Source organism: Actinoplanes sp. HUAS TT8 (assembly GCF_051380535.1).
GTDB lineage: Bacteria > Actinomycetota > Actinomycetes > Mycobacteriales > Micromonosporaceae > Actinoplanes.
In genome coordinates this window covers 3,096,890-3,111,490 of the sequence record NZ_CP195646.1, presented here as the reverse complement: position 1 = coordinate 3,111,490, position 14,601 = coordinate 3,096,890, and the positions used below count along the sequence as shown (strand labels likewise).

Annotated in this window: 18 protein-coding genes; 5 read left to right on the top strand and 13 right to left on the bottom strand. The window is 70.3% G+C overall.

The features are described 5' to 3' along the window. Positions 1 to 51: 51 nt before the first annotated feature. Positions 52 to 990, top strand: a complete 939-nt coding sequence (locus ACSHV8_RS13815; RefSeq protein ID WP_436532981.1) for a hypothetical protein — start codon at positions 52 to 54, stop codon at positions 988 to 990. After that, positions 965 to 2,059: an alpha/beta hydrolase gene (locus ACSHV8_RS13810; protein ID WP_436532980.1), complete on the top strand. Its 1,095-nt coding sequence runs from the start codon at positions 965 to 967 to the stop codon at positions 2,057 to 2,059. Before ACSHV8_RS13815 ends, ACSHV8_RS13810 begins: the two co-directional genes overlap by 26 nt. A 49-nt stretch (positions 2,060 to 2,108) precedes the next feature. Here ACSHV8_RS13810 and ACSHV8_RS13805 read toward each other — a convergent pair whose 3' ends face one another. Next, a complete protein-coding gene (locus ACSHV8_RS13805; protein WP_436532978.1) occupies positions 2,109 to 2,693 on the bottom strand; it encodes a hypothetical protein in 585 nt (194 codons plus the stop codon). Between the two features lie 142 nt (positions 2,694 to 2,835). Between ACSHV8_RS13805 and ACSHV8_RS13800 the strand changes: the two genes are divergently transcribed. Further along, a complete protein-coding gene (locus ACSHV8_RS13800; protein ID WP_436532976.1) occupies positions 2,836 to 2,973 on the top strand; it encodes a hypothetical protein in 138 nt (45 codons plus the stop codon). Here the strand turns inward: ACSHV8_RS13800 and ACSHV8_RS13795 are convergent. After that, positions 2,949 to 3,623 carry a response regulator transcription factor gene (locus ACSHV8_RS13795; protein WP_436536766.1) on the bottom strand — a complete coding sequence of 225 codons (675 nt, stop codon included), beginning with the start codon at positions 3,621 to 3,623 and terminating at the stop codon, positions 2,949 to 2,951. The two genes, ACSHV8_RS13800 and ACSHV8_RS13795, sit on opposite strands and share 25 nt — an antisense overlap. 135 nt (positions 3,624 to 3,758) lie before the next feature. On the opposite strand from ACSHV8_RS13795, the gene ACSHV8_RS13790 reads away from it, so the two are divergent. Further along, positions 3,759 to 5,108: a sensor histidine kinase gene (locus tag ACSHV8_RS13790; protein WP_436532975.1), complete on the top strand. Its 1,350-nt coding sequence runs from the start codon at positions 3,759 to 3,761 to the stop codon at positions 5,106 to 5,108. On the opposite strand, the gene ACSHV8_RS13785 is transcribed toward ACSHV8_RS13790, so the two are convergent. Further along, positions 5,080 to 5,571 (bottom strand): hypothetical protein, encoded by a 492-nt coding sequence (locus ACSHV8_RS13785; RefSeq protein ID WP_436532973.1) that lies wholly within the window; start codon positions 5,569 to 5,571, stop codon positions 5,080 to 5,082. The genes ACSHV8_RS13790 and ACSHV8_RS13785 overlap by 29 nt on opposite strands. Positions 5,572 to 5,595: 24 nt before the next feature. Continuing rightward, entirely contained in the window at positions 5,596 to 6,165 is a 570-nt protein-coding gene (locus ACSHV8_RS13780; RefSeq protein WP_436532971.1) for a DUF1349 domain-containing protein, read from the bottom strand. Between the two features lie 117 nt (positions 6,166 to 6,282). Between ACSHV8_RS13780 and ACSHV8_RS13775 the strand changes: the two genes are divergently transcribed. Then, on the top strand, positions 6,283 to 6,885 hold the full coding sequence (locus ACSHV8_RS13775) for a DUF998 domain-containing protein (RefSeq protein ID WP_436532970.1): 603 nt from the start codon (positions 6,283 to 6,285) through the stop codon (positions 6,883 to 6,885). A gap of 46 nt (positions 6,886 to 6,931) precedes the next feature. Here ACSHV8_RS13775 and ACSHV8_RS13770 read toward each other — a convergent pair whose 3' ends face one another. From ACSHV8_RS13770 to ACSHV8_RS13730, 9 genes are all read right to left on the bottom strand, one after another. Continuing rightward, positions 6,932 to 7,099, bottom strand: a complete 168-nt coding sequence (locus tag ACSHV8_RS13770; protein WP_436532968.1) for a hypothetical protein — start codon at positions 7,097 to 7,099, stop codon at positions 6,932 to 6,934. A gap of 146 nt (positions 7,100 to 7,245) precedes the next feature. Continuing rightward, the gene (locus tag ACSHV8_RS13765) at positions 7,246 to 7,803 is read right to left on the bottom strand and encodes a pyridoxamine 5'-phosphate oxidase family protein (protein WP_436532966.1); all 558 of its coding nucleotides are present in this window, start codon (positions 7,801 to 7,803) and stop codon (positions 7,246 to 7,248) included. Positions 7,804 to 7,921: 118 nt separating this feature from the next. Next, the gene (locus ACSHV8_RS13760) at positions 7,922 to 10,171 is read right to left on the bottom strand and encodes an FtsX-like permease family protein (RefSeq protein WP_436532965.1); all 2,250 of its coding nucleotides are present in this window, start codon (positions 10,169 to 10,171) and stop codon (positions 7,922 to 7,924) included. Positions 10,172 to 10,230: 59 nt separating this feature from the next. Beyond that, positions 10,231 to 10,452 carry a hypothetical protein gene (locus ACSHV8_RS13755; protein WP_436532963.1) on the bottom strand — a complete coding sequence of 74 codons (222 nt, stop codon included), beginning with the start codon at positions 10,450 to 10,452 and terminating at the stop codon, positions 10,231 to 10,233. A gap of 58 nt (positions 10,453 to 10,510) precedes the next feature. Then, entirely contained in the window at positions 10,511 to 11,953 is a 1,443-nt protein-coding gene (locus tag ACSHV8_RS13750; protein WP_436532962.1) for a carboxylesterase/lipase family protein, read from the bottom strand. 117 nt (positions 11,954 to 12,070) lie between these two features. Beyond that, complete coding sequence (locus ACSHV8_RS13745; RefSeq protein ID WP_436532960.1) at positions 12,071 to 12,586, bottom strand: polyketide cyclase; 516 nt, start codon at positions 12,584 to 12,586, stop codon at positions 12,071 to 12,073. Between the two features lie 80 nt (positions 12,587 to 12,666). Further along, complete coding sequence (locus tag ACSHV8_RS13740) at positions 12,667 to 12,993, bottom strand: hypothetical protein (RefSeq protein WP_436532959.1); 327 nt, start codon at positions 12,991 to 12,993, stop codon at positions 12,667 to 12,669. Positions 12,994 to 13,254: 261 nt separating this feature from the next. Continuing rightward, entirely contained in the window at positions 13,255 to 13,770 is a 516-nt protein-coding gene (locus ACSHV8_RS13735) for a hypothetical protein (RefSeq protein WP_436532957.1), read from the bottom strand. A gap of 226 nt (positions 13,771 to 13,996) precedes the next feature. Beyond that, positions 13,997 to 14,509, bottom strand: coding sequence for a hypothetical protein (locus ACSHV8_RS13730; RefSeq protein ID WP_436532955.1), 513 nt, complete (start codon positions 14,507 to 14,509; stop codon positions 13,997 to 13,999). Positions 14,510 to 14,601: the final 92 nt, after the last annotated feature.

Below are 14,601 nucleotides of genomic sequence, written 5' to 3'. Positions count from 1 at the left end.
ATGAGAGCGACTCTCACCGATCTCTCATGGTCGGGCCGCCACCCTGGCACCATGAGCCTCACCGGCATTCCGCTGATCGCCGTGGCGGTCCTGGTCACCCTGCTGGCCGCGGCCGCCACCGTCGTCGTGTGGGGGCGGGGCGGACGGGCCCGGGTCGTGCTGCGCTCCGGCGCCCTGCTGCTGACCGAGGTGTTGGTGCTGGTCAGCGTGGGTCTCGTGGTGAACCGCTCGGAGGGGTTCTACCCGACCTGGGCGACGCTGTCGCAGTCCGGGCACACCAGCGGGACCACGTTCGCGGTCACACCGGGGGAACTGGACGGGTGGCTGCGGGCGAACGGGCCGGCGTTCCGGTGGCAGCCGGCCGGCTGGACCGGATGGCACCTGGCGCAACCGCCGGTCGTGGTCGTGCCGGCCGGCTACCTCGACCATCCGAAATGGCGGTACTCGGCCGTGGTGGTCGTGGACCGCGGCGCCGGATGGACACCCGCGGCACCGGACTCAGCGGTGGTGGCGTTCGTCCGGACCACGGCCTCGACCAGCGTGAACACCCTGGCCCGGGACCTTCCGGCGGCGCTGGCGCACGACCTGCGGGTGACCGGGAAGCGGTGGGCGTTGGTCGCCGGCGCGTCCGACGCCACCCTGGCCCGCCGTGTGGTGGTCGCCGCGCCCGGCCGCTACCCGGCCATCGCCGTCCTGCCCGCCATCGGGCGGAACTCCCCGCGAACCGCGTCGGCCCCGATCAAGACTCAGCGGCACGCTCCCCCGGCCGGGCCGCCACTGCCGGCCGGCATCGCCGTCGCCGGGCCGGCCGACGACCGCACCGGCCCGGCCGCACTGACCTGGGCCGTCGAGCAGACGCCGGCCCCGCTGGCCGCGTCCGCGCCCGCGGTCACCTCGCTGCCGGCGCAACCCGCCAAGCACCACCACCGGCCGAAACGGGCCGAACCTCGTACGGGAGCAAAGAATGTCTCTGGACAGCCTCGGCACTGAGATCACGGCGATCATCGTCGCGGTGCTGGCCGTCGTCGCGCTGAGCCTGCTCTGGAATCGCGGTCGCGGATGGCGGCGGGTGGTGCTGCGGGTCGTGACCGCGATGCTGTGCCTGCTCAGCACCGCCGCGACCGGGCTGCTGTGGGCGAACCGGCAGGCCGATGTGTATCCGACCTGGTCCAGCCTGGCCGGTAAGGACGACGACACCGATGCCGGCGCCCCGGCCCCGGCGACCCGGGCCACCCCCGGCGGCGGGCAACTGCTCAAGGTGAGCGTCGCCGGAGCGGCCAGCCATCTGACGCTCACCGTCTACGCCTACCTGCCGCCGGGCTACCGCGACGACACCCGTTACCCGGTCATCGAGGCGCTGCACGGCTATCCGGGCTCGCCGACGACCTGGTTCAACCGGCTGAGCGTGGTCAAGATCCTCGACCACGAGATCGGGGCCGGGCGGATGGCGCCGACCGTCGTGCTGTTCCCCTACCAGACCCCGGACCCGCTGCTCGACACCGAATGCACCGACCTGACCGGCCGGGCCCAGGCCGAGACGTTCCTGACCAAGGACGTTCCGGCCTGGGCCCGGACCCGGTTCCACCTCCGCGCCGACGCCGGGTGGGGGCTGGTCGGCTACTCGGCCGGCGGCTATTGCGCGACCGATCTGGCCCTGCGGCATCCGGGCCAGTACACGGCCGCGGCCAGCCTGTCCGGGTACGCCACGCCCGGCATCAAGATCGGCAACGGGACCGAGAACACGCTGTACAACGACCTGTGGCGGCTCAAGCACCTGCCCGTTCCGGCGGTCGCGCTCTACCTGGCCAGCGCCCGCAGCGACGGCCTGCCGCTGCGCGACACCCATGCGCTGGCCCGGGCGGCGCGGGCTCCGCTGTCGGTGACCACCTCGTACATCGACGGCGGGGGTCACAACGCGCAGACCTGGCAGGCGATGGAGGCGCCGGCCTTCGACTGGCTCTCGACCGAGCTGGGCCGGCCCCTGGGACCGGCCGCTCCCCCGCCGGCGGCTGATCAGTCCCGGTCGGTGTCGCCGCTGGCCATCGCCCCGCACCTGTGAGGCGGATGCGGCTGCGTCTTCCCGGGGCCGGGCCGGCGCGGCACCCGGGTCATGACGTGGCGGTGGCCCCGGTGGCCGGGGTCTCGGCGGTCGGGGTTCCGGCGGTCGGGGTTCCGGCGGTCGGGGTTCCGGCGGTCGGGGTTCCGGCGGTCGGGGTTCCGGCGGTCGGGGTTCCGGCGGTCGGGGTTCCGGCGGTCGGGGTTCCGGCGGTCGGGGTTCCGGCGGTCGGGGTTCCGGCGGTCGGGGTTCCGGCGGTCGGGGTTCCGGCGGTCGGGGTTCCGGCGGTCGGGGTTCCGGCGGTCGGTCCGGGGGCGGCAGCGGCGCGAGCGGCGGCCCGGCGGCGCCGGATGGGCCAGCTCACCGCGCCGCTGAGCACCAGCACCCCGCCCAGCCCGGCCCAGATGTAGGGCGCCTGCGACTTGTCGGCCTTCGCCTCGTCGTACGTCTTGTCCAGGCTGTTGTCGGTGTCGGTGAGCCGGTGACAGATGTCGCCCTGGGCCATGGTGTCGCCCCCGCAGGTCGGCGCGCTGTCCCAGTCGGTGGCGAGCACCCCGCCGATGATGGCGAGCCCGATGACGATCCCCGCGATCGGATACCGGAACGGCAGGATCAACAGGCGGATGAGCAGTCCCACGATGCCTCGCAAAGTCACGGCTCCGCCGTCTGCGGCGGGCCCCCGAACATGACTCACCCACGGTGGCGGGCGATCTTCCGGGCAGACAGTAATCGATCGGGTCGAATGTCGGGCGCCGGGGTCGCGGCGATCAATGCCGGGCTTGTTGCCAGCCTTTTGCAGCATCCTGGCCGCCACCGACGACGGCCGGCACCTGTACCGGACGCTGGGCCGGACCGTGCGCGGCGCGCTCCCGGCCGCCCGGGTGCCCGAGCCTCAGGCGTCCGGGTCGAGCCGGTAACCGGCCCCGCGGATCGTGCGGATGGTGTCGCGCTCGAACGGGCGGTCCACCTTGTCCCGCAGGTAGCGGACATAGACGTCGACCACGTTGGAGCCGCCGTCGTACGCGAAATCCCAGACGTGCTCGATCAGATACGTTCGCGTCAGCGTCTCACCGGCTCGGCGCATCAGCTCCTGCAGCAGCGCGAACTCCTTGGCCGAGAGCGGGATCGGCGTGCTCCCGCGCCGCACCGTGTGGCTCGCCGGGTCCAGGGTGAGGTCACCGACGCGCAGCACCGACGGGCGTTGCGCGGGCTCGCGGCGGGTCAGCGCGCGGACCCGGGCCAGCAGTTCCTCGAACGCGAACGGCTTGGTCAGGTAGTCGTCGGCGCCGGCGTCGAGACCGCGGACCTTGTCGTGCAGGCCGTCGCGGGCGGTGAGCATCAGCACCGGCGCCCAGCGGCCCTTCTCCCGGATCTGGCGGCACACCTCGAAACCGTCCGGCGCGGGGATCATCGCGTCCAGGATCACCACGTCGAAATCGGTCTCGACGATCGTCCAGACCGCGTCGGCGCCGGTTCCGACGGTGTCCACCGCGTACCCGGCCCGGCGCAGCCCGCGCCCGACCATGGCCGCCATGGCCGGATCGTCCTCGACCACCAGCACCCTCACGGCGCCAGCATAGGGCCGTGCGAAGCCCTCGGCCCGTGCCGCGGCGCCGATGCGGGCCAGGTCACGGTCGTCAGCGGTCATCCGGTCATGGTGGGCCGAGCATGATGAGAGCATCGTGAGGACCGTGGAGGTGTCGTGCGCAGGCTGATCCCGACGTCGTTGCGTGCCCGGCTGGCCCTGCTGTTCGGGATCGGCACGTCGGCGGTGCTGCTGCTGGCGTTGTCGCTGCTCTACGTCGCGCTGGATCACCAGCTGGACGCCGCGGTCGACCAGGACCTGGCCGCGCGCAGCGACGACCTGGTGGCCAGCGTGCGCACCCACGACCTGGGCGCGGTCCACGGCGATCCGATGGCCCAGCTTTATGCGGCCGACGGCACCCCGGTGGCGACCTCGGCGGCGATCCGCGACCGGGTGCTGCTGGCGCCCGAGCAGGTCCGCACCGTGCACGGGCGCACCTTCACCGACGGCAGCCTGCCGCCGCGCGAACCGGGCACGCCGATGCCGGTGCGGCTGCTGTCGCGGCCGGTCGGCGGCACCGGCCAGGTGCTCACGGTGGCGCTGCCGCTGTCCGCCATCGATCGGGCCGGCACCCGGCAGTTCGTGGTGCTCGCGGTGGCCACCCCGGTGCTGATCATCGCCTTGGCCGCGCTCGGCTGGCGGCTGCTGCGGGCGGCGCTGCGCCCGGTCGACGTGCTGACCCGCGAGGCCGCCGCGATCTCCAGCCTCGACTCCGACCGGCGGCTGCCCGCGGTGCCCGGCGACGACGAGATCGCCCGGCTCGCGGCGACGCTCAGCGGCATGCTGTCGCGCCTGTCGGTGGCCTTCGACCGGGAACGCGCGTTCGTCGACGACGCCAGCCACGAGCTGCGGACCCCGATCGCGGTCCTGCGCGGCGAGATCGACCTGGCGCTGGCCGCGGTCGACGACCCGGCCGAGGTCCGCGAGTCCCTGCTGGCCGCGCAGGGCCAGGTGGTCCGCCTGGGCCGGCTCGCCGAGGACCTGCTGCTGCTCGCCCGCGAACGCGCCGGCACCCTCGTCGTGCTGCGCGGCCCGGTCGACCTGACCGGATTGGCCCAGTCCGAGGCCACGATCCTTTCCAAGATCAAAAACATCACGATCGAGACGTACGGCGACCCGGCGCCCGTCGAGGCCGACACCGACCGCCTCCGGCAGGTCCTGGGCAACCTGGCCGCGAACAGCGCGGGCGCCGGCGCCACCACGGCCCGCGTCACCGTCACCACCGACCGCGGCCACGTCCAGCTGCAGTGGGCCGACGACGGCCCCGGCTTCCCGCCCGCCCTGCTGGAGTCGGCGTTCGAACGCTTCGTGCGCGGCGACGCCGCCCGCTCGGCCACCGGCGGCGCCGGACTGGGCCTGTCCATCGTCCGAGCGATCGTCACCGGCCACGACGGCACCGTCGAGCTGCGCAACGGCCCGCCGCTGGGCGGCGCCGTGATCACCGTCCGGCTGCCCGCCGCTCCTTGACGCTCTCCCACACCAGGGTGAAGGCGATCATCAGGGCCGGCCCGACGATGAAGAACAGCCCGAAGTTCCGGAAGTTCGTGTGGTGCGTCGCCGGGGCGGCATCGGTGTCGAAGTTCAGCCGATCACCGTCCACATGGATGACCTTGCCCCGGTAGAGGGTCACCCGCACCGGCCGCCCACGCACGTCGTCGATCTCCCCGGACAGCGAGACCACCGCCGTGACGTCGCGCCCGCCGACCGTCATCTGCGCCGAACCGCTGCTCAGAGCCACCATCGTCGCATCGAGCGTGACCCGGCAGGGCGCGCTCGTGAACGGATCCCCGGAGCAGACCGGCGCGTCGCGAACTCGCTGCTCGGCCACCCCGCTGCGCCATGACGCCAGCAGAAAACCGGCCCCGACCATCCAGAACAGCGACAGCAGGGCCAGCGCCCCCTGCACGTTCGCCGACGGCTTGCGCACCATCAGCCGATCATCGCACCGTCGAGGTCATTCGAGGCCGTCGCGGGAGATGGGAGGGACGAGTCGGAAATCGCGGAAGGTGGCTTTGAGGCCGGCGCGTTCCGGGGAGCAGCACATGACGCCGACGTCCACGGTGGCCGGCAGGTCCAGGTAGCCCAGGCGCAGCAGCTGCCAGGGCTGGTCGCCGGTGCGGCAGTGGACGGTCAGCGCCTCGCCGAAGCGGGTCACCCGCATGGCGAGTTCGCCGGTGAAGTCGGCGATCGGGACCATCGACACGTCGGAGAAGTCGCGCGTGCAGACAGTACTGACCTGCACGATGCCGGAGGTCACCTCCAGGCCGGACTTCAGCCAGTTGCGCTCGTCGGCGCGGACCATCATGCCGGCCTGGTCGAACCGGGTCGTGTGCTCGGCCGACACCAGGGCCTCGGCGGTGAAGTCACCGGTCACCGAGCGGTGGAAGAAATGGCCGTTGTCGGTGGTCCAGCCGTAGAAGGTCTGTCGCCAGAAGTCGGTCCGGGACTCGGTGACCGCGTGGAGAACACCCTCGTCCAGGGACCATTCCTGTGGCTCGTTGAGCCACGACATGTCGGTCAGCACGGGACCGAGCCTATCGCCGTACATCCAATGATGTAGGTCTTGGTGTCTTCATCGGGAGGACGCGGGGCGCGGCGGCCGCTCCTAGCATTTCGGGTGCCCAGCGAAAAGGGAGCTCGGATGACCCGGAAAGCTGTTTCCGTCCTGTCGGGCGCCGCCGCGCTCGCCATCATTCTCGCCGATCTGCTGACCCCGGAGTACGACCCGATCGGCGAGCCGGTCAGCCGTTACGTGAACGGCGACGCCGGTCTTCTCATCACGTTCGCGATCCTGGCCATGGGGCTCGCCTCGGCGATTCTGCTGTGGCGGCTGCGGGCCGCGCCGAGCCGGACCGGCCGGGCCGCGCTGGCCGTCTGGACGGCCGGACTGCTGGTCGCCGCCGTGTTCCCGGCCGATCCGCCCGGGCAGTGGGCCCACCCGTCCACCTCGGAGACGGTGCACGGGGTGGCCGCCTGGTTCGCCGTTCTCGCGTTCCCGGCCGCCGCCGTGCTGCTGTCACGGGCCCGCCCGATCGCGTGGATCTCGGTCGTCACGACCGTGGTGTTCGCGGTCTACACGGTGGACGTGATGGACGGCCCGTCGATTCCGGTCGGCGGGCTGGGACTGGCCGAACGCCTCATGATCGCCACAAATCTTTTGTGGATTTGTCTGGCCGTTCGCGATTGGACGCCGCGGGCACGGGGAACTGTCTCTGTTACGAAGCCGCCCGGGTTCGAACGGTAACGATCCCCGTGCCCGGTCGAGAGATGACAATGGCCCCACCGCGCGGTCAGCGGGTGAGGGCCTTTGTCATGAGAAGACCGGAAATCAGCAGCGCGACCAGCCGACGGGCGTCGTAACCGGGCTTTCCGCCGCCCGCGCAGAGACTTCCGACGGCGCGCACCGACCTGGCCGTGCGGGTGACCGCGCCCATCACCGGCACGACGCTGCCGATCATCGTGTTCTCGCACGGGTATGGGTCGTGTTGCTGCAGGGTGTCACCACCGCCTATCTGCGCGGCGTGCTCGGCCTGGACGACCGCGCGTGGGACGAGGTGACGGTCGGCCCGCTGGGACACCTCGAATCGAAATGACCGGAGAGGCGTCACGGACCGGAGAGGGCCGGCAGGTCGTCGATGCTGTGGGCGTTGCGGGTGCGGCGGTACTGCGCCAGTTCGTCGTCGCTCTTGCGGTCGGCCCAGCGCACCAGCAGGTCACGGTCGCCGACGTGGTCCATCAGCGGGACCTGATAGCCGCAGGCGTCGCTGACCCGCTCGACCTCGACCTCGATGACCGAGCGCAGCCCGCGCGCCGGGTCGACGGGGAACGCCGCCACCAGTTCGGCGAAGGGGGCGTCCTCGGGCAGGACGGCGCGGCCCCGCCCGTACAGTCGAAGGATTTTCGGTGGTCCTTGAAACGCGCACATCATGACCGTGATGCGGCCGTTGTCGCGCAGGTGGGCGATGGTTTCGGCGCCGCTGCCGGTGTAGTCGAGGTAGGCGATCCAGTGCGGGCCGAGCACGGCCAGGGTGCCGGTGCCGCCCTTGGGTGAGACGTTGACGTGCCCGCCGGCGCCGCTCGGTGCGGTGGCGACGAAGTAGACCGGCTGGGCCAGGATGAACTCGCGCAGGCGGTCGTCGATTCCTTCGTAGACTTTCCCCATAGGGCAATCCTCGCCGAAGGATCAACCGGTTTGGGGTACGCCCGGCCCTGGTCGCGTTCGCCGCCCATCACATGCTCCTGTGAACCACGAATGCGAGCCCGGGGGCCGGAGCGCGACCTCATTCGTAGCGCAGTTCCTCGGTCCGGGTGAGGCGGCGGACCGCCGGGAGCAGCACGGCCGCCGTGCCCACCAGCACCAGCGCCCCGCCGGCCCCGATCGGGCCGAGCAGCGCCGACGGGTCGAAGACCACCGGCAGCTCGGACATGCGCATGAGCAGCACCCCCAGCCCGGCCCCGAACACGGCGGCCAGGGTCAGCCCGGTCAGCACCGGCACGACCGCCTGCAGCAGCACCGACCAGATCACCGTGGAGCGGCGGGCGCCGACGGCGGTGAGCACGCCGAGCAGCCGGCGCCGTTCGTGCAGGCGGGCGGCGACGTCGAGCAGCAGGCCGATGCCCATCATCAGCAGGATCAGCGCCGAGCCGACGTCCAGCGCGGTCCGCAACGACGCGTACTTGTCGGCCTCCGGCGCGATCGCGGTGAACTGCGCCAGCGGATCGACCTCGGCCGCCAGGCCCCGCAACCGGCCCGCCACGCCGGCCGGCCGCGCGGCGGTGAACATGCGCGTCTCGACGAACCACGGCTCGACCGAGGACAACGCCGCCGGCGCGGCGCGGGGTGTCATCAGCACGCTCGGCCCGGAGACCTGCGCGTCGACGCCCACCAGCCGGGCGGGCCGGGCCGTCCGGCGCACCGGCACGGTCAGCGGGTCGTCGCCGTCCAGCGACACCGACCGGCCGACGTCACCGGTGGTGAAGACGTCGCCGTCGGCGCACCGGTCGACCGCGGCGATCTGCTGCAACGCCACGCAGTCGCCGACCACCACGTACCCGATCGGCGCCTCGATTTTCGACGGGTGGATCGTGTATTTGGCCACGGTGCCGGCCCGCACGTCGCTGACCTGCTCGAACAGGGCGGTGCGCTGCCGCATCTGCTCGACGGTCCGGGCGCCGGGCGCCTGCAGGACGAAGGCCGGATCAGCCGGATCGTCCGGCGTGGCCCGGTGTGCGGCCGCCGCGGCGAAGAGGCTGTGCAGCGCGACCGCCCCGGCGACCGCGACGACGATGCCGGTGACCGCGCGGGTCGAGGCCACCGGGTTGCGCCGCAACTGCTGGGCGGCCAGCAGCCACGACGCCGGGCCGCCGGGCAGGACCCGGGCGGCCAGGGGCACCAGGTACGGCAGCAGCGGGATCACCGCGATCACCAGCAGGACCACCCCGGCGCCGGTGCGTTCCTGGCCCGGTTCGGCCGCGCCCAGGATGGCCGGGTACAGCAGGGCCAGGCTCAGGACCAGCGGAATCAGCCGCCACCAGAGGCGCCCGTGCCAGACCGCCGCCTGGCGCAGCACCCCCAGCGGCTCGACGGTGACGCCGCGGAAACCGAGCAGGGTCAGCCCGGCCGCCAGCACCACGACGGTCACCACGACCAGGGCGGCCAGCGCCGGCACCGGGTAGATGTCGGCCGGGTAGACGCTGACGTCGAACAGCCGGAACTGCCCGGCCAGGGCGCGCAGAAGCAGGTACAACCCCGTACCGGAGACAAGCCCGGAAGCGGCCGGGACCAGGCTCTCGCCGAGCGCGATGCGCAGCACCGCCCGGCGGTCGGCCCCGATCAGCCGGATCGCCGCCAGGCGCCGGTCGCGGGTGTCGGCGCCGAAGCGCATCGCCGCCCCGATGAAGATCGCGACCGGCAGCAGCAGGGTCGCCAGCAGCGCCGCGATGATGGCATAGGTGCTGGTCGACGGCGTGTCGTCATCGCTCGTGCGGCCGAACCCGGTGATCCGCCACGCGCCCGCGCCGGACAGGTGCTGAACCCGCTGATATCCGGCGTAGTACGCGAACTCCTGCGGGCCGGACAAGCCCTGCGGCGAGATGTCACCGACGATCTCGTACGGCATCTGCCGCCGCAGCACGTCCCCGTCGGGCCCGGCCAGCGCCGCCCGCAGCGCCGGTGACACGTACATGTGATGCTCGGCCGGGAAGGCCGGCACCCCGGGTGGCAGCGGCGCGTCCGGGGTGTCCGGCCACATCAGCCGTCCGCGCACGGCGTTGGGCCCCCACTGCGAGTCGACCGTCGCGATGACCAGGGTCCGCCCGGCCGCCACCTCCGTGCCGCCGTTGCTGTCCGCGCGGGCCTGCGTCCGGACGTGCCGCGCGTCGAGCATCACCGGCACCGAGGCGCCGAGCAGCAGCGCCGCCGCGCCGATCGCGACCCCGGCGGTCGCCATCGCCGTGCGCCACCGGCCCGTCCGGCCACCGGCGAACGCCAGCCGGGCACCCAGCCCGAGCTCGGCCAGGATGCGACTCATCGGATCCTCACCCGCTTGTCCCTCACCATGGCGCGCCACTATACACACGGGTTTATAGGTCAGCGGCGGGTCGCCCAGGCGATCGCTTTCTCTATAAGATCCCACGCGAAGAAGCCGGCGACGGCCAGGCCGAGCAGCACATACCACCGCCCGAGGACGCCGAAGTCGCCCGAGCGGCCCATCGTGTGCAGCACGCTGACCGCGGCCAGCGGCGCGCACGAGACGGCGATGACCAGGCGGCGGAGCCAGACGCGGGCGGGGTTCTCGATGTCGCTGTCCATGGCCGAAAGTCTGGCAGCCGGGCGGCCTTCGCGAATCTGACCGAAGTCAGAACCTGGCTTATAACTTTGGATATAGGTCGAGGGGGCCGAGCGGAAAACCCGCCCAGATCAAGGACGAGGACCTCTCCGGGTACGCCGTGACGACATCCTCCGTGTCGAACACCTTCGTCAGACGCTGGACCTGGTCATACACCGGCCAGCCGGGGTCGCCGCTCGTCGCGAACCCGGTCCACGCGCTGCGCATCCGCTCCGAGAGCGCGATGGCGTCCGGCCCGGCCTCCGGCCCGATCAGCATGCCGGGCTGCCCGTCGGTCAGGTTCCCGAAGACCAGCGGCACGTCCAGCCCGTGACACGCGCCGAGCACACCGCCCAGCCCCGGCGCCGGCCAGGTCAGCTCGTAGAGGTAGCGGCGCCCGGTGTGCGCGTCGGCCAGCCGCACGCTCGGCATCCGGAACAGCCAGTCGGACTGCACCAGCTCGTACAGCAGACCCGGTCCGGCCTGCGGATACGCCTCGCGGTAGCGCTGCGGGCCGTCCGGGCCGGGCGCGATCCGCTCCAGACCGGTGGCCGCCTGCTCCGGGCTGGCCGGACCGGAGATGATGTCGAACAGCCGATGTTCGTCACGGGTGTGACCGGCCACCAGCACCACGTCACGGGAGGCGCCGCCGGCGAGAGCCTCCCACGGCGTACGCGGAAGAATGTCTCCGTCGACGACCGGCGCGAAAAGAATCGAACGGAAACCCGCGAGACCCCACCGGGCGGGCGCATCGGCGACCAGCGCATCGGCGGCCGCGACCAGGCGATCCGGGTCGTCGGAACCGGCCCGCGACCGCACCTCGGCCGCGATGTCGGCCGCCAGCCCGGGAGTGAACAGGGTGCCGGCGACACTCTGCGCGACCGCCTGGCCGAACAGGCCCTCGGCCCGGGGCATGGCCAGCAGCGCGGCCACCGACCCGCCACCGGCCGACTCGCCGAAGATCGTCACCCGCGCCGGGTCACCACCGAACGCGCTGATGTTGTCGCGCACCCACTCCAGCGCGGCGACCTGGTCGAGCAGGCCACGGTTGGCCGGCGTCCCGTCGACGTGCCCGAAGCCCTCGAAACCGACACGGTAGTTGAAGGTGACCACCACGACACCGTCGCGGGCCAGGTTGCCGCCGTCGTACTCCGGCCGGCCGGAATGGCCGATCGTGTAACCACCGCCGTGGATCCACACCATCACCGGCAGCCGCGCGCCGAGATCAGGCGACCAGACGTTGACGGTCAGCCACTCGTCGCCGGCCCGCGCTACCGGCCCGCTCCCCATGAGGTCACTCTGCGGGGGTGGCGGCCCGAAAACCTCTGCCGGCCGCACCCCGTCCCAGCTCACGACCGGTTGCGGAGCCTGAAACCGATGCGGCCCGACCGGCGGCGCGGCGAACGGCACACCCCGGAACACGGCGATCCCGGACTCCAGCAGGCCACGAAGCGTCCCGCTCCCGACCTTCACCTCAGGCGACATGGCCCGGATCCTCGCCGAGTTCCCCACCAGGACCAACCCATTTTCCGCGTACGGCGTCAGCCGCCGCCTCACCGCATGACCACGTTTAGTGACCTGTCGCTGAGCGCACGTCTGATGTCATCCGGCAGCAGTGCCCAGGTGATGTCGTTCGGCAAGGTGCTTCAGGTTCAGCAGCTGTCGTCGAGCCATGAGCAGGTCACCGACTGACAGTCCGATCGCCGCCCAGCGGTTCGCCCGGCTCACGACCTTGAGTAGTAGGCGCGTGGTGTCGTGTCGCTGGGGCACCAGCACGTACGACATGAAGGCACTCATGATGCGCCCGGTGAGCTGTTCCTCGAGGTCCACCGAAACGATGCGGCCCCGCTTCCGCCCGCCCGCTGTAGTGAATGCCTCTCCGATAACAGGCGGGGGAAGGCCCAGCAGGTGCCGAGGTGAGCGTCGGCCGAGGTTGTCGATCCAGTCATATGAGTACGGCGAGATCCTGATCTGGGCGACCCAGGGCCAGACCGCTACGGCCGGCGCTTCGACGTGCACCCCTCGCCACACCTGAAGAGCTGGAGACGAGATGAAGTCATCGCACGGATAGAAGCGCGACATCTCGCCGCTCGTCACGCCCCACCGGTCACCGATCATTCATATCTCCCGCGACCACAAGGTATCCCGGATGTGCCGCCGGCCGCGCTCGCACTTCGCGGCGAAGCCCTGACCGAGGGCTACTTCGGTGCACGCGACAGGTCCTCAGCTCGGTGGCGGAGCCAGGCGGCTTTCGCCGCGGCGCGCTCCTCATCGGCACCCGCGGCTCGCAGCAGATCCAACACCGGCCACGAAGAGATCGTCTCGGCTTGTGAACCGACAACCACTCGGTGAAGAACGTCCCCGAGCACATCGCCCAGCACCATTCGGTCGCTGGTCATCCGGCGTAGCTCCGGTAGCGCTTCCAGGCGACCGCCGGCCAACTCTCCCAAAGCGAAGCGATCGATCATGGCGGCGACCCGCGCAGCGTCTGCGCGCTGTCTCTCATCGAGCTCGGGCTCCCGCATCTCACCACGATACGCCGCCTCCCAAATCTGCGTGATGGCCCGGCAACGCACCGTCAACCACGCCGAGCGCGCACATCAGCCGACAGCAAGCAGGCACGGCGTTATACCGGCGGAAGCCAGGCACGCGCTCGTGCCGATGACAGTGCGTCCGGGTAGCCATTGATCGATTCAGCTGAAGAGTCGCGCCAACCTGGAGCCGCTGCGGCCTTTGAGCTGATGGGTGGCGCGCGCCAAACAGCGGCCAGAGACAAACCTTCCAAATCAAGCATCATTCGCAGGAGGTTGCCTGCGCAAATATTCTCCCAGCAAGTCAGCCTGCAAATTGGTGAAGCCAATCAAAATGAGTGCGATGCACTCTTTCACCAATTGATGTCGCGTCTTCGGCAGCATTTCTTGAATTTCATCATCCGCCGCTCTGAAGTCACTTCGGTTGAGTGCGTCGACGGCGCGGCTTGAGTTGACGAAGGATATAGACAAGCCGGTCATGGCAGTCGGTGACTTGCTCGAACGCATAGCAGCTGCAAGTAAGTATGTCGTCAGAACTGTGCCCTCCTCCTCGGAGATCTCAAGTTCATGTTTCTCGCGGCATGGGGCATCCCAGATTGACGCGGCTATCGCGCGCCAGATCGGAGAAGGGTTGACGTCGGTGGAGTACGGGCCGATCGCCGATCGTTGGCTCGCTGCGCCAAAATCTAAAGAATTCTGCCAAGCACCGCTTGGGGGTGCGGGAAAAGGATGCTGTGCGTCACATGTCATTCCGTTAAGCTGATCGCGCATGAGATCCCTCGCTCGGTCTTGGGGTGCACACCTAAGGGAAGACTACGGCGAACCGGGCCGGACATCTACATTCGTTCATGCGTTAGAGCTGCTCCGACGCAGACCGCCTACATAGCCTGCCGAGTTGCCCGAGACCCAGATCTCGGTCCCCGCGCAGCCGAGACCTAGGCGTTGGCGATTCGCGCTGCACTGTCATGCCGATGATAATATGCGTCAGCCGTCCATTCTATTCGCCGGTCCCCATCTCTGCATGGTTGATCTGCAGCGATTTGGCGAGATGCGGGAGGCCCGCATCGTCGGTGACGAATAGTACCTCCCAAACTGACATGCCGTTGATCCTCGCGCGATGAATATATTCCGTGTAGATCCTTACGTGATAGCGGATGCTCTCATCGAGCGCCAGTCGCGGGTTGAGCCACCTCGGCAGATGTCGCCATTGGCCAAGAATGCTACGACGCGCGACGTCGATGCGCTCGAAGCACCACAACACGACAAATAGAGACTTGATCTCTTCGTTCTTCAGTTCCGGATTGCTTGTTCGCGCTGGATCCTCCATGACTGAGCCGAAGACATGGCGAGCATCCGCAACGGGGCCGCCTGTGAGATCGGCGTGCAGTTGCCGAGCGCGTTCGAAGTCTGCGCGGCGAATATTATTGACGCTGAAAAGGACTGTTGCGACCCCAAGGATTAGGTTGCTGCAGGTCCGAAAGTGTCCCCAACTGCCACCGTGCACCTCCAAGATATCTGCGCCGACCGCGCTTCCACGGAGCCTCGATTAACATCGAGAAACCGGCAATTTAGTAGCAGTCTATAATCACCGTCGCATGTTAT

What these genes read in the sequence shown, in the direction of transcription:
- ACSHV8_RS13785 (WP_436532973.1), bottom strand. Translation starts at nt 5,571, where the DNA reads ATGGTGCGCAAGCCGTCGGCGAACGTGCAGGGGGCGCTGGCCCTGCTG.
- ACSHV8_RS13755 (WP_436532963.1), bottom strand. Translation starts at nt 10,452, where the DNA reads ATGGACAGCGACATCGAGAACCCCGCCCGCGTCTGGCTCCGCCGCCTG.
- ACSHV8_RS13810 (WP_436532980.1), top strand. Translation starts at nt 965, where the DNA reads ATGTCTCTGGACAGCCTCGGCACTGAGATCACGGCGATCATCGTCGCG.
- ACSHV8_RS13760 (WP_436532965.1), bottom strand. Translation starts at nt 10,171, where the DNA reads ATGAGTCGCATCCTGGCCGAGCTCGGGCTGGGTGCCCGGCTGGCGTTC.
- ACSHV8_RS13740 (WP_436532959.1), bottom strand. Translation starts at nt 12,993, where the DNA reads ATGCGGGAGCCCGAGCTCGATGAGAGACAGCGCGCAGACGCTGCGCGG.
- ACSHV8_RS13735 (WP_436532957.1), bottom strand. Translation starts at nt 13,770, where the DNA reads ATGCGCGATCAGCTTAACGGAATGACATGTGACGCACAGCATCCTTTT.
- ACSHV8_RS13775 (WP_436532970.1), top strand. Translation starts at nt 6,283, where the DNA reads ATGACCCGGAAAGCTGTTTCCGTCCTGTCGGGCGCCGCCGCGCTCGCC.
- ACSHV8_RS13750 (WP_436532962.1), bottom strand. Translation starts at nt 11,953, where the DNA reads ATGTCGCCTGAGGTGAAGGTCGGGAGCGGGACGCTTCGTGGCCTGCTG.
- ACSHV8_RS13815 (WP_436532981.1), top strand. Translation starts at nt 52, where the DNA reads ATGAGCCTCACCGGCATTCCGCTGATCGCCGTGGCGGTCCTGGTCACC.
- ACSHV8_RS13745 (WP_436532960.1), bottom strand. Translation starts at nt 12,586, where the DNA reads ATGATCGGTGACCGGTGGGGCGTGACGAGCGGCGAGATGTCGCGCTTC.
- ACSHV8_RS13765 (WP_436532966.1), bottom strand. Translation starts at nt 7,803, where the DNA reads ATGGGGAAAGTCTACGAAGGAATCGACGACCGCCTGCGCGAGTTCATC.
- ACSHV8_RS13770 (WP_436532968.1), bottom strand. Translation starts at nt 7,099, where the DNA reads ATGATCGGCAGCGTCGTGCCGGTGATGGGCGCGGTCACCCGCACGGCC.